Source organism: Flavobacterium sp. CSZ (assembly GCF_015350725.1).
In the GTDB taxonomy this organism is placed as follows: Bacteria; Bacteroidota; Bacteroidia; order Flavobacteriales; family Flavobacteriaceae; genus Flavobacterium.
In genome coordinates this window covers 130164-144464 of sequence record NZ_JADKPQ010000013.1, presented here as the reverse complement: position 1 = coordinate 144464, position 14301 = coordinate 130164, and the positions used below count along the sequence as shown (strand labels likewise).

The window sequence follows — 14301 nt, the reverse complement described above, 5'->3', positions numbered from 1 at the left end:
CATCTCCTGTAAAAAATTGCTTTTCTATTGTATATATTCCCTTAGTAACTCAATTCTACATAAACAGGAAAATGGTCCGATGGATATCTTAAGTCTTTTGAATCGCTTAAAACAGCAAATTTTTCTACTTTAAAACCAGCATCTTTAGATATAAAAATATAATCCAGCAATCGTGTTACGGGTTCATTATGCTTAAAACCATTAAAGGTTCCAGAAGGACCAAAAGGTAGTATTTTTGAAATTGCTCTGGTATCTTTCATTTCTTTCTTTAGAAGAAAAATGCCCTCTGACTGTGGCTCTGAATTTAAATCTCCAGTACAAATGACCGGATAATTTTTATTATTCACCTCTTTAATTTTAGCAAGAATAAGTTTTATGCCATTTATTTTTGCCTGTGCACCAAGATGATCTAAGTGCGTATTGAAAACCCAGAAAAGCTGGTTTGTTTTTACATCTTTAAACAAAACATACGTACAGACTCTTTTATATGCCGCATCCCAACCCAAAGAAATTTCACTGGGTGTTTCTGAAAGCCAAAAAGTGTTATTTAAAAGCATTTTTAAACGCTCTTTCTTATGAAAAATATTAGAGGATTCCCCTTTTCCAACACCTTCTCTTGCTATACCAACAAAACTATATTGAGAAAGCCTCTCTGCAATATCACTTACCTGATTAGGTGCCGCTTCCTGAATTCCAAATACATCAGGCCCGTAAAACTGAATTTGGGACGCAAAAAAATCTTTACGGTGGTTCCAGGCATTATCTCCATCAACTGTAAGGTCTACACGGATGTTGTAGCTCATTATTTTTAAATTCTGTCCATTGATTTGCACGGAAAAAAGAATCACTATCAAAAATTTTATTCTTCTCATACCTTTATTTTTATTGTGTCTTGAATTGAATTGATTTATTATTTTCTATTATTTGCCAATAAAAACGCTGCTCTAATTATAAAGAGCAGCGTTAAAAAAAATAAAAAACAAAACTAATCAATATGGTCTTTTTGCTAATTTGCTAAAAGCCACATTGTTTTATTAATTTCATCATAACCTCCAAATTGACGCTTTAAGGCCTCCATCAACTTTTGACTGTTATAATTCAATTCTGAAGAAGGATATAAATATCTCACTGGCATACTACCAGGACTTTTAACATTTAAGTTCGTTGTTGGGTCAATATTAAAATCCGGGTATTTATTTCTTCTATATTCAAAATAAGAAGAATATAAGTCTGGTCCATTCCCCAACTACGACCAACTTGTACTTTATGTTTCTTCATTTGAATCTCCATTAAAGGTGCAAACTTATACCCCAAGTTGAATGTATATGTAAAACAGGTATTTATACGTTGTGTAAAGTTCTTTTATTAATATAACTTTATTCCTGTTAATTTAATCACTCGATTCTGCAAATATTCGGACCATATCAAGCGTTGTAATTTTTACTGGGTTTTAGATCTTTTTGACGTCACTTTTAACTTAATCATTTTCAGTATTTTATTCTTTAAACAACCATTTTTCTGGTTATCCCAAATCAATATCAAGGGAAAATATTGATACAGCTATGAATTACATTTTTATTTAATAATTTAATCAATAAGTAATGGACTTAAAAGAAAAACTTAATCAAATTGGGCAACAGCCAGACATGATTCTTATTATCACAGATGAGCAGCGTGCCACGCAACATTTTCCGCCTGGATGGGAGCAGGAAAATCTCCCAACTCTAACATTTCTAAAACAAAATGGTTTTAGTTTCGAAAGGGCATTTTGTAACACCTGTATGTGTTCTCCCAGTCGTGCAACCTTATTTACAGGAACGTATCCTGCCAAACATGGTGTAAGCCAAACGCTAACCGAAGGAGGGCTTTTATCCCCGCAAGAACCAACACTCAGTAACTCTTTGCCCAATATCATGAATGTCCTTTGGGCAGATGGATATGATGTGCAATACAGAGGTAAATGGCATATGAGTAAGGGAGTAGCACCAAATGGTACCAGTACAAACTACGAAGATCTAACTGCTGCAGATATTTCACTATTTGGAGCAATGGGCTGGGTTGCTCCGGATGCAGGCGAAGATGTTAATCCGCTCAACTTCGGTGGTGGATATGCAAATCACGATGCAAAATATACAGCCCAAGCCATACAATACCTCAAGGAAGTAAAAGCACAAAGAGCTGCAGGAAATCATAAACCTTACTGTCTTGTTCTCTCACTTGTTAATCCGCATGATGTATTAGCATATCCAAAATCAGCAGGGACTTCAGGATATCATTCGACAACCTGGTCAGGTAGGGAAATTGGACTTCCTGAGACTGTAAATGAAAATTTGCTTGAAAATAAAAAGCCTATGGCTCAGGAACAAATTTTACTCAATATGGCATTAAGTCTGGGTGAGATAGCCAGTACGGAGGACAAACTAAACTATATTAATTTTTATGGTTATTTATTAAGTCATGTTGATCAGGAAATTGGCTACCTAATTAAAGAACTCTATAAAGAAGATGAGAATGGAAATAAATTGGCAGATTCTGCAATTGTTACTTTAACCTCAGATCATGGAGAAATGGGTTTGGCTCACGGAGGATTGCGCCAGAAAACTTTTGTAGCTTATGAGGAGGCGTTAAGGGTGCCGCTTGTTATTTCAAATCCAGTCCTATTTAAAGAGCACAAAATAAAGCAATCAATGGCATTAGCGACATTGGTAGATATTATGCCCACTTTTATCGATATAGCAAATGTATCAAATCCACCTACAGGACTTGCCGGTACGAGTTTACTTCCTATAATGGAGAATAATACTCCCGTTCAACATAGTATTTTATTTACTTATGATGATATTAAGGCAGGCTCTAATAGTAGCTGGACAGTTGTAAAAGCTGCTAATCGTATCCGTTGTATCAGAACAGAAAAATGGAAATTCGATTATTACTTTGATGCAGCAACAGCTTATTTCAAACAATATGAACTCTATGATCTAATCAATGATCCACTTGAAATTACAAATCTTGCTTACGATCCGGCATACAGTGAAATCAGAAGAGATTTAGAAGAGCAATTGCATCAGCTTGAGATAGAAAAACTCTGGGTCAATATGCCAAAAGATCTTTATAGTACCACAACATTCAATTAAAGACAGCTGCAAAATCAAAAAAGAATAATCAAAAAATAATCTAAATAATACTAAGCCCCACACATCATGTCACAAAATATAAAACCAGAAGTGCATACAGTAAATTATGCAGATTTTAATAATCCTGCGGGACAAACAACCATACAGGGAATAAGAGGAGTTTCAGAGTCTGACAATGTATATATTGCAGGCAGCTTATTAGGGCAGAACGATATTGTCCAGGGATTAATTTATCAAGGATCACTGAAAGGAAACGGCAACGAAGGAAAATGGTATGTTGTTAATTTTCCCGGTACAACAGAAACCCCAGTTACCAACACTTCTTGCTATGGACCTAATAACGGACCTCATGGCACCATACAATTTGTGGGGTCCTATAAAATATCAGCCTCTACGGGTAAAGCACCAAGTGGAAATCTCGGATTTTATTACGAAGGGCCTGTTGATGGTTCAGGAACCTGGATTCAGGTATCACCCAACGCAGGAAATACCAATAACGTATTTGTTCACAGTGTAATGGGCAGCCTTGCTGTTGGAAATTATGATGTTGGAAACGATAAAAATGGATATGCATTTCTGTATGATATTAAAAATAAACAATGTACAGAATTTAAATTACCCAATTCATTAACAACTACTTTATATGGTATTTGGCATAATGGTGGAGACAGTTATACAATGGCCGGAGGATATACCAGCCCTGAATTTGGAAAAATAAGCCAGGCCTTTCTGGTTGATTATAATGCTAAAACAAAACAAACCAACAACTTAAAGTCATTTAGTTACAAAAATGAAACCATTTTATCCATAATTACTCACTTTGAAGGTATTACTGTTGCTAAAAATGGTGGCTATAATATGCCATCAGACTGGCTCACTGTAAATGGAGAAAAAAACGGAGCATCATTTGTTACTGTAAACAGAAATTCTGACGGATCATTTGGAGAAGCCAATTGGATTGATATTGATTTTCCGGATTCAAGCGTTACAAGTGCCAATACAGTATATAGAAATAATATCTTAGGTATTTATCTAGTTGTAGATGGTGATGATACAAAAACGGTATCTTCTTTTGTTGCAAAAGTAAAAATTGAATAAAAAAAGCGTAGTATAATTTTAAGTCTCTCTCTCCCTTAAAGATAAGTTTTAAAATCTACATACCTTACTTTGCTCATCAAGCTTTAATTATTACAGGTAACTATTTTATAAAAAATGCATAAATATCTTGAGGCTTTGTGTATTTTTTGTTTTAACATATTTCACTGAGTATACAGTTGGTCAGGTGACTTATAATCTTGGTTTCGTGTCATTTTTTATAATTGATTTTGCACCTAAGTAATTTAGATTCATAACAATGCTTATGTATTGTTCTAAATACAGGTCGGCAATTATGCCAGGTAAAAAAGGGAAGATTAATATAAAACACAAGAATATGGTTGCAGGTACGATTTCGTAAAACAATTACTAGAGAAAGAAACACTGTAAATTATCCTGACGGCATTAGTTGCCTTAAAGAATTAAAGGGGAAGTCCTTTAAAAACAAAAGCTTAAAATAGTGAAAAGCGGTTCTGTAGCATTTAGCAATAACTTTTATATTTGGAATTAAACAACAAACTGCAAATATTTTTTTAACACGAAAAAAATATATTCAAAATTGACCTTTTTACGGCTGCTCTAAAGAAGTTAATACATTGATTAATATTTCACTAAAAATCAACAAATTAACATAACATTTACTACATTAGTAATATAACTTCAAAACCCTTATAGATATGTATCCTATAAAACGAAAATTATTGGTTATGGCAATTTTACTGAGTTCATTTTATGGAATGGCTCAAAAAACAATTCTGATCAACGATGTTGAAATTTTTAATGGTAAGGATGAAAAAACAACTAAGGGAAATCTTTTGATTGTTAATAATCTGATTAGTAAAATTTCTACATCTCCAATACCAACTGATAGAAGCGCAAATACTACTATTATTGATGGCAAAGGAAAATTCTTAATGCCAGGTCTTATTGATGCCCACACACACATTATGATGGAGTCGATGGGTATTATGGAATTGATGAATAGCGATATAGAATATATTACTGCAAATGCTATTAAATCTGCAGAAAAAGACCTAATGCAGGGCTTTACAACTTTCAGAGACCTCGCTGGTCCTGCCGCAGGATTACAAAAGGCTATTGACAGAGGCTTGGTAATTGGTCCGCGTATTTATCCCTCAGGTGCTATGATTTCCCAAACCGGAGGTCATGGCGACTTTCTGACTCCCAATGCTGTTCCAAGAGATTTGGCAGCAAGCCTTGATTTTACCGAACGTAATAATTTTGGAGTCATAGCAGACGGTGCAGACCAAGTCCTAAAACGTGTACGGGAACAACTTCGCCTTGGTGCCACACAAATAAAACTAGCAGCAGGTGGTGGTGTTTCTTCAACTTACGATCCTTTAGATGTATCTCAATTTACAGAAGCAGAAATGAAAGCCGCTGTTGATGCAGCAGAAAACTGGGGTACGTATGTCACCGTTCACGCCTATACACCAAGAGCCATACAAACTGCTTTACGTGCAGGAGTGCTTTGTATAGATCATGCTCAACTTATTGATGATACAACAGCAAAAATGTTAGCCGATAAAAAGGCTTGGTTAAGTCTGCAACCTTTTATAGATGAAGGCAAAAGCCTTTATGCAGATGGTTCACCCAACCGTATAAAACAACAAACTATGATGAGCGGTACTGACAAAGCTTACCATTTTGCAAAAAAATATAATATTAAAACTGCCTTTGGAACGGATTGTCTTTTTGAGCCTGAGCACTCGGCAAAAAGAGCAGGAGATCTTGTAAAGTTGTTACGCTGGTACAAGCCTTATGAAATATTAAAAATGGCTACATCTACAAATGCAGAATTACTTGCCATGAGCGGACCACGTAATCCCTATCCAAACAAATTGGGTGTTATAGAAGAAGGGGCTTATGCCGACCTTATCTTAATAGATGGAAATCCTATTGTAAATTTGAGCATAATGGAAGATTATGACAAAACATTATTGTTGATTATAAAAGATGGTGTCATTTATAAAAATATACTTGACAAATAATATCCTAGATGATAACTAGATTATTTAATAACTTTTTCTATCAATCCCCTACAGGACATCCAAACCAATTTGTTTATGCCATACAAAGACAGGTATTACCAGTAGTGCGCCAATCTCTTCAAATCTTCCATAAAATTTATAGAAATTTGTCCCTTCGAAGTCACAAACAAGTCAAATGGCGCCAATTGAAGACAATTGGCGCTATTTTTTTATAACCTTGCTTATTTTTATTTGTCTAAAGAGCCGGGCTCCTCAGCAGCCCTAGCCCCGATTGCTTTGCCAGTTCGCTTCGCTCGTGTGCAGTGAAATCCTTTTATGTCGTGGTTGGGCAAAAAAGATTGGAACCAATAGCGGGAAGAGCTGCTAAAAATAGCTTAAAGCAAATATTTAACTTAGAAACTAAGCGTTGGATCGTAGCATGATCCACAATCAATCCCCTTATCTTCATTATTTCTTCAACATCTCGATAACGTAAAGTAAATCTAAGCTCAAAATATACTGCCTGCAGAATAATAGACCTTGGATAACAATGAGCTTTGGTATTCATTTTTCGATGGGTTTAAAATTATAAAGTTATTCCCAAATGCGAGAGAACCATATTAAGGCTACTTAGTGTAAATTTTAAATTTAAAATACACTGCCTGAAGAACTATGGATTTTGGATTAGTATGACCTTTAGTATTGATTTTTTCATGGGCTTTAAAATTGTAAAAATAAAAGTCATTACCTGATGATTCAGAAACTTTAATTCCGATACTGATCTAAAAACACATTTAAAGCCTTTGAAGGTGCTTCATCATTTCTATAAATTAGCACTGTGGTCATCGTGGCAAGTTCTTTATTTATAGGAAAAGTTTTTATATTTCTCTTGCTGTAATACTGATTTACAACTTCTGCAGGAAGTATACTAATGCCAAGACCTGCCTCCACAAAATTAATAATGCCCTCTATCGAATTAATTACGGTACTTTTATAACGGAGGATTCCTTTTGAACCGAGCCAGGTTTCAAGTCGCGCCCTGAAAAAACAACCTTGCTCAAAAACTACTATTTTTAAAGGTTCTTGTTTCAATACTACCGAGAGCTTATCCACATCACCACCTGCAATTATTACAAGTTGTTCATCACGAACGATAAGCTGCTGTAGACTTGGAATATTTATGGGTGCTGCAACAAAAGCAGCATCCAGTTTATAACTCATTACATCGTTTATCAATGCTGATAACATTGAAGAATAAAATTCAAGCTCTACATTGGGATAAAGTTCTGCAAAACCTTTGATGATTTCTGGTACTTTAAAAGCCATAGTGGTCTCAACACACCCTATGCGTATTGCCCCTCCTATTTTCTCTGCACTCTGTATATCACTTTTTGCATCATCCAATAATCGTCCTATTTTTTTAGCATATTGCAAAAGTGTTTCTCCTGCTTCAGTTAGAACCACTTTTCTGGATACTCTTCTAAAGAGTTCAGCTCCAAATTCATCTTCTAGATTTTTTATGCGAGCCGTTACGTTTGATTGTACCGTAAAGGTTGCTTCTGCAGCTTTTGTAAAACTTCCCAGTGTTGCTGCAGCTTCAAATATTTTTAGGTCATTACTATTCATAGTATCACTTTTAGTGATTGATTAGATCATTATAAATCGTTTTCACGTATCAAATATAGAGTGTATTTTTGTCTTAAACAATTGAAAATATGAAAAACACAATTAAATCCTTAACTCTAATTCTAACTATAATTATGCTACAACAAACAGCTGCAAATGCGCAAGTTAAAAACTCTTTAACTACAAAAGAGAACACCCAAATTCAGACCACTCATTACAATAACACGCAAGTCAACGGACTAAAGATATTCTATCGTGAAGCAGGATCTAAAGATGCTCCAACGCTATTATTATTGCATGGTTACCCTACATCATCTCATATGTTTAGAAATCTTATTCCTATTTTAAGCAAAAAATATCATGTAATAGCGCCGGACCTGCCTGGTTTTGGCTATTCAGATGCACCGGACCATCTTAGTTTTCAATATACTTTTGATAATCTTGCCCACACTATGCAGGGATTTATCGATAAGCTTGGGTTAAAACGTTTTGCCATTTATGTATTCGATTATGGCGCGCCAACCGGATACAGGCTTGCTCTTGCTAATCCGGAAAAAATAACCGGCATCATATCACAAAATGGCAATGCTTACGAAGAAGGATTAAGTACAGGCTGGAATCCTATTCAGAAATACTGGAAAGATCCTTCTCAGGCTAACAGAGACGCACTTAAGGATTTTGTTTCAAAAGAATCAACCTGGTATCAGTATCACCAAGGTGCTTCGGATGCTGCTCTTATCGCACCTGAAACATACACATTGGACCAGTATTTTCTGGATCGTCCGGGAAACATTGAAATACAGCTTGACCTGCTAAAAGATTACAGAACCAATGTTGCTTTATATCCTAAATTTCAAGCTTATTTTAGAGATAAAAAGCCTATGATGTTAGCTGTTTGGGGCAGTCAGGATCCTTATTTTCTTCCCGCAGGAGCAGAAGCCTACAAAGATGACAATCCAAATGTTGCTGTAAAGTTTTATAAAACGGGTCATTTTGCCCTTGAAACACATTGCACAGAAATCGGTACTGATATCTTGTTATTTCTTGCCCAACTTCCTAAATAATTAGGCCATAATATATTTAAAATAGCGGTTATAAAAGACCGCTATTTTTTTTAAATAAAATTACAAAGTTTAATTCTTCTAGAGTATAAGCTCCATCTTATCATGTGGTTTACTCAAGTCAGGACTTTTTCTCAATGACCAATGCTTTTAATTCAGCTATTTTGCCAACATTAAGGATGTTTATTACTCTTGGCTGGGAGTTATTACTAATTGCTTTAATTAGAAATGAGCAAGGGCTTATTCTGTGTCTTTCTCTGGTGAAAAGAAAGTCAAACATATTGCCTAATTTATCTACCGCTCTATATAAATAACACCAAATGCCTTTTACTTTGATATAGGTCTCATCTAATCTCCAACTCGCCCCCACTCTGTCTTTTCTCTTCTTTATCTCTGCCTCAATGAGAGGTGCGCACTTATAAACCCAGCGCTGAATTGTGGCATGATCCACAATGACTTCTCTAATTCTCATTATTTGCTCAACATCCCATAACTAAGTGTAAATCTTAATTTAAAATACACTGCCTGAGGAATGATATATTTTTGCTAACAATCACCTTTAGTATTCATTTTTTGATGAGTTTGAAATTCTAAAGATAAAGTTATTCCCAAATGCGAGAGAACCGACATTTTTCATGATCTTCAAAATTAAAAAGTAATCGTCTTTTTCCTGAAAAAATTTCACCAAATAAAAATCTACTTTAAGCCCCATTAAGTTGTTCAAACTTAGTCTGTCATTTACTTTTATTCTAAAAAAAAAAACACTTATTACACTTTAAGAGACAAATCATTTTATTAGAAAAAATCCTATCCTCTCTTTAGGTTCTCTCATGACTAATAATTCCGGTTTGGTGTCATTTTTTCATAATTGATTTTGCATCTCCAGTAATTTAGATTAGTGAATTTCAATACAAAAGTCAAGGCTATTGTATTGAATCTTAGCATTTATAATACCCCGCGTCGCTGAAAACGGGATCAAAGAGTAAGCAATCCCTAAAAACAAATTCCTATGCAAACCGTGAATCCATTAACCATGTATGTTCCTATTTATCAGACTCCCGAAGCACAGGCTGCGGCTAAATATGCTCAAGCGAATTTTAACAATCCAGTGACTAAGGCTTCTTTAGATAATATGGCAATTGTTCATTATGCCAGAATTGCTCTTGTACCCAATAGTGATAATAAGGGTATCGCCGGTATATTAGTAATAACCGAATTTGATGGTGATATGAATACGTATCTGAAGGCCTTTTTTGATAATTCGGATACAATTAAAGCTGCCTTTCTTGTTCTTATCAACTTATGGGCAAACAAGCCTGCTGACTTTCCAACAGACCCCAATAAAATTGACTTTGGTCTCTTTTCAAATTTCATTAACGACCGTAATATAAGCCAGTCTAGTGATCTTTATTACGCTTATTCACAATCAGTAGAGCAGATTGTAGCAACATTTTCACAAGCAGAAGAAGCTGCAGAATAGAACCCATAAAACACTACAGCTGAGTCAAATGACCCGGCTGTTTTTCTATAATTAAAAACTTAATCTCATGATTTATACAGAATCTCCCCAAGCTGTTAAACCGGATTTACAGGATATACAAGGGCTTATTATTAATGGCTACACGCATCCTTGTTCTGTACATATGCTTTTTAAATTCAGCGATAAACCGGATAATTTAGATTCCATAAGAGGCTTTGTTAGGGATTTGCTTCCACATCTGCAAAGTGCAGAAGACTGGGGACCTTTAAAACCTGAAATAATGCTCAATATTGGTCTTACAGCCGCAGGAATTGCAATTGTGAAACCCGAACTCGATATCTACAATTCAAGTTTTCCACCAACCTTTAAAAAAGGCCCTTGGGATCCTAATGGTGCACAGCAGTCCTTATTCGATGTTGATGATAAAAGCCTTCCCGGTAAATGGTGGAATGAAAAATTCGCAAACACCGATGTGCATTGTGTTGTACACGCTTATGCAATGAACCCTACTGCACAGGAAAGAATCGTTGACATTGTAGTTACAGCAGCCCAAAGAAGTAATAAAGCAGTTAGCGAGTTAAAACCAATAAATTCAGCATCAGGTCGATTAGAGCAATATTTGTTAGTACCATCTGATTATGTTCATTTCAGATATAGAGATTCTATTGATGAACCTGAACTTAATGATAATCCTCTTAGTAAAGACCAGCAAGATCTTAATAACTTTCTAATTGGTTACAGTACGCTTGAAAATCCTACGCCCGGTCCTCTTTTTGGTCCTGAAGGTAAGTTTGCTAAAAACGGCTGTTATAATGCGTTTCGAATTCTCTACCAGGATGTTGAAACATTTAATGATTTTTTAGAACAACAGGCAGAACTGATCGCTCCAAAGATTAATCAAACAAAAGATTATACAGTTGAATGGCTTGCTGCCAAAATGTGCGGCCGTTGGCGAAATGGTTCTCCGTTAGTTCTTTCTGCGGATAATCCAAGCCACGACACTTCAAAAAGTACTGATTTTGGATATAAGGCAGATGATATGAAAGGCGCTAAATGTCCTTTTTCGGCACATACAAGAGTCTCAAATCCAAGGGATGAAGGCGTGAAAGTTGCCGGTTCAACCCTTGTACCACGCATTATAAGACGAGGAATGCCCTACGGAGCACCAATGTCTGTTGATCCAAAAGCAGACCGCGGTTTGATTGGTTTATTCTTGTGTGGCGACATCAGCAGCCAGTTTGAAACCATTTACGGATGGATTAACAAAAACAATTTTAGCCCTGTATTTAATCCAAGGGCCAAAATAGCTCAAGATCCTTTAATCGCCAACCGCATTAAAGATAACAGTTTTGATCCCAACTTCACCATTCCTATGCAAGACGGTACAAAAATAGTGGTTCGCGGCCCTTTACCTCAATTTGTGGTCACCCGCGGAACGGCTTATTTTCTCCTGCCTTCTATTTCATCTCTTAAAGAAATTGCAGGTGTTATTAACCAAATCCCTGCAGAATAATTTTCAAAATACCCTTTTTCTGAAAAAAAATAAACAAACAAATCTCTAACCCCTTAACACCAATGTAAATTATGGAACCCAATTCACATTCGAAGCTCTTTTTAAAAGTTTCGGCAATTCTTACTGGTTTCACTGAAACCGAACTCAAGGCAACCGGAATGCTGGAAAGTTATTACAACACCATTCGTCAGAATGTAAATAAAGTAGATATAGAATTCTTCTTTATTGATCTTCAAAAACTTTTTTCAGATCCCAAAGAAACGCCACAAAGTATCGAAAGCACTTTAGCTACACAATATTTGCCCGATTCGGCTTACGGCGGACTTACTAAAAACATCATTATACTTTGGTACACAGGAAACTGGAACGGTGATGTTATATCATCAGCATCATACATACAAGGCCTGATGTGGGATGCCGCACATGCACATCCGCCCGGAGCAAAACAACCCGGCTATGGTTCATGGGCAGATCTTCCTCTTTCGGTTAAACAATCACCCCTAAAAAGCAAACCAAATGGAAAATAACAATTATGATGTAGTAATTGTTGGCTCGGGAATTGCGGGGTCAATACTAGCTAAGGTTCTTACCAATGCAGGTAAAAAAGTTTTAATGCTCGAAGCCGGTCTTGCAGCTGGTATAGCAATGGATCAGGAAGCTAATTATAAAAATTATCAGGACTACCTGACCACCTTTTATAATGCTTCGGCAAAAGTACCCAACGCTCCTTATCCCAATATAAAAGATGCTCAATCTATAAACGTTCTGGATATAGAAGTAATCCAAAAAAATGTTCCTGCTACTAAAGGATATCTGGTACAAATGGGGCCAGTGCCTTTTGCAAGTGACAATACACGAGCTCCGGGAGGTACTACTTTGCACTGGCTTGGAACAACACTAAGAATGCTGCCAAATGATTTTAAAATGAAATCAAAATACGGCGTTGGTGTAGACTGGCCTATTAAGTATGAAGACATGTCGCGTTATTACCAAATGGCCGAAAATGAAATTGGTGTTTCCGGCGATGTTAAGGATCAGCACTATCCTATCGAAGAGAAAAACATCTTTGGTAAAGATTATGTATTTCCTATGAAAGCTATTCCGACCAGTTACATGGACGGGGTAATGAAAAAAGTGATCGATGCAAACAGCAAAATTATACTCAATGGCGAACCTTATAAATTGTATTGCATCAGTACGCCACAAGGACGAAATTCAATTCCTAATACAGAGTATGATATTACGGGTGTCAAATGGAACCTTGCTACAAAAACATTAGACATTACCAGAAATGATTTAAAAAACTACAATCCGGTTGGATCAAACTGGGATCCTTATACAGGACAACGCTGCGAAGGAAATGCAAGCTGTGTGCCTATTTGTCCGGTACAAGCCAAATACAACGCCCTAAAATCACTTCGAAAATGTGATATAGGAAATCTGGATATAAAAGTACAAGCCGTAGCTTCGAAATTATTGATCAATGAAACCTCAAACTGGATTAACGGAGTTGAATATAAGACTTATGTAAAAGGCAGTTCCAGCCAATATGAAACCCAACTAGCCAAAGGAACCATATATGTAATGGCCGCCAGCGCTATCGAAAATGCCAAGTTACTACTTGCCTCAGGAGCTGCAAACAGCAGCGATCAAGTGGGCCGTAACTTAATGGATCACATGACGGTTTTAAGATGGGGACTTTCTAAAGATCCTATTTATCCGTATCGTGGTCCGGGTTCTACTACTAATATTCCAACTTTCCGTGACGGGGAATTCCGTAAAAATCATGCGGCATGGATTCTGCCTCTTGATAACTGGGGTTGGGCGTGGCCTACAAATGCTCCGGCAACAAATGTTATTAACGCTGTTAATGAAGGACTTATTGGTAAAGCATTACGTAGTCACATAGAAAATATTGTGACGCGTCAGTTCTTTACACATTTTGAGTGTGAGCAGGCGCCAGACCCAAATAACCGTGTTACTATTGATCCGGCTTATAAAGACAATATTGGCAACTACAGACCTGTAATACACTACAGGGCAACCGAATATATGCTAAAAGCTTTTGAAGCATCAGGAATTGTTTCTGAGCAAATGTTCAGCCAGTGCGATATTGAGGATTTCACATCCTATAACCCAACAGATCCTGACTATGTTACCTACAAAGGCAAGGGATACACTTTTGCCGGTGCGGGACATATCGTAGGAACTCACCGTATGGGATTTACTAAAGAAGATTCTGTAGTAGATGCTAATATGCGTACCTGGGACCACGAAAACCTGTTTCTGGTAGGCTGCGGTAATATGCCAACGCTGGGAACTTCTAATCCTACTCTAACAATGTCTGCATTAACTTTTAAAGCAGCCGAAGCCATTCTTAAACAACTTGAACAATAACATC

Annotated in this window: 13 protein-coding genes; 8 read left to right on the top strand and 5 right to left on the bottom strand. The window is 36.3% G+C overall.

Features of this window, described 5'->3' with window-relative positions; translation table 11 throughout:
- Positions 1 to 41: 41 nt before the first annotated feature.
- Positions 42 to 803 carry an endonuclease/exonuclease/phosphatase family protein gene (locus tag IRZ78_RS16010; protein ID WP_228520500.1) on the bottom strand — a complete coding sequence of 254 codons (762 nt, stop codon included), beginning with the start codon at positions 801 to 803 and terminating at the stop codon, positions 42 to 44.
- A 203-nt stretch (positions 804 to 1006) separates the two neighbouring features.
- On the bottom strand, positions 1007 to 1135 hold the full coding sequence (locus IRZ78_RS26325; protein WP_255552264.1) for a hypothetical protein: 129 nt from the start codon (positions 1133 to 1135) through the stop codon (positions 1007 to 1009).
- Between the two features lie 466 nt (positions 1136 to 1601).
- Here IRZ78_RS26325 and IRZ78_RS16005 point away from each other — a divergent pair, with 466 nt between their 5' ends.
- The 3 genes from IRZ78_RS16005 (at position 1602) to IRZ78_RS15995 (ending at position 6241) form a co-directional block, all read left to right on the top strand.
- On the top strand, positions 1602 to 3134 hold the full coding sequence (locus IRZ78_RS16005) for a sulfatase-like hydrolase/transferase (RefSeq protein WP_194617497.1): 1533 nt from the start codon (positions 1602 to 1604) through the stop codon (positions 3132 to 3134).
- A gap of 66 nt (positions 3135 to 3200) precedes the next feature.
- Positions 3201 to 4232 (top strand): hypothetical protein, encoded by a 1032-nt coding sequence (locus tag IRZ78_RS16000; RefSeq protein ID WP_194617496.1) that lies wholly within the window; start codon positions 3201 to 3203, stop codon positions 4230 to 4232.
- Positions 4233 to 4906: 674 nt separating this feature from the next.
- Entirely contained in the window at positions 4907 to 6241 is a 1335-nt protein-coding gene (locus IRZ78_RS15995; protein WP_194617495.1) for an amidohydrolase family protein, read from the top strand.
- 313 nt (positions 6242 to 6554) lie between these two features.
- Here IRZ78_RS15995 and IRZ78_RS15990 read toward each other — a convergent pair whose 3' ends face one another.
- Both IRZ78_RS15990 and IRZ78_RS15985 read right to left on the bottom strand, forming a co-directional pair.
- Positions 6555 to 6788, bottom strand: coding sequence for an IS6 family transposase (locus IRZ78_RS15990; RefSeq protein WP_194617494.1), 234 nt, complete (start codon positions 6786 to 6788; stop codon positions 6555 to 6557).
- Positions 6789 to 6985: 197 nt separating this feature from the next.
- Positions 6986 to 7846, bottom strand: a complete 861-nt coding sequence (locus tag IRZ78_RS15985; RefSeq protein ID WP_194617493.1) for a LysR family transcriptional regulator — start codon at positions 7844 to 7846, stop codon at positions 6986 to 6988.
- Between the two features lie 89 nt (positions 7847 to 7935).
- Between IRZ78_RS15985 and IRZ78_RS15980 the strand changes: the two genes are divergently transcribed.
- A complete protein-coding gene (locus IRZ78_RS15980; protein WP_194617492.1) occupies positions 7936 to 8910 on the top strand; it encodes an alpha/beta hydrolase in 975 nt (324 codons plus the stop codon).
- Positions 8911 to 9028: 118 nt separating this feature from the next.
- Here the strand turns inward: IRZ78_RS15980 and IRZ78_RS15975 are convergent, their stop codons facing one another.
- Entirely contained in the window at positions 9029 to 9379 is a 351-nt protein-coding gene (locus IRZ78_RS15975; RefSeq protein WP_194617491.1) for a DDE-type integrase/transposase/recombinase, read from the bottom strand.
- 537 nt (positions 9380 to 9916) lie between these two features.
- Between IRZ78_RS15975 and IRZ78_RS15970 the strand changes: the two genes are divergently transcribed.
- The 4 genes from IRZ78_RS15970 (at position 9917) to IRZ78_RS15955 (ending at position 14297) form a co-directional block, all read left to right on the top strand.
- On the top strand, positions 9917 to 10387 hold the full coding sequence (locus IRZ78_RS15970; RefSeq protein ID WP_194617490.1) for a hypothetical protein: 471 nt from the start codon (positions 9917 to 9919) through the stop codon (positions 10385 to 10387).
- Positions 10388 to 10454: 67 nt separating this feature from the next.
- A complete protein-coding gene (locus tag IRZ78_RS15965; RefSeq protein ID WP_194617489.1) occupies positions 10455 to 11900 on the top strand; it encodes a hypothetical protein in 1446 nt (481 codons plus the stop codon).
- Between the two features lie 71 nt (positions 11901 to 11971).
- Positions 11972 to 12427 carry a hypothetical protein gene (locus IRZ78_RS15960; RefSeq protein WP_194617488.1) on the top strand — a complete coding sequence of 152 codons (456 nt, stop codon included), beginning with the start codon at positions 11972 to 11974 and terminating at the stop codon, positions 12425 to 12427.
- Positions 12417 to 14297 (top strand): GMC family oxidoreductase, encoded by a 1881-nt coding sequence (locus IRZ78_RS15955; RefSeq protein ID WP_194617487.1) that lies wholly within the window; start codon positions 12417 to 12419, stop codon positions 14295 to 14297. Before IRZ78_RS15960 ends, IRZ78_RS15955 begins: the two co-directional genes overlap by 11 nt.
- Positions 14298 to 14301: the final 4 nt, after the last annotated feature.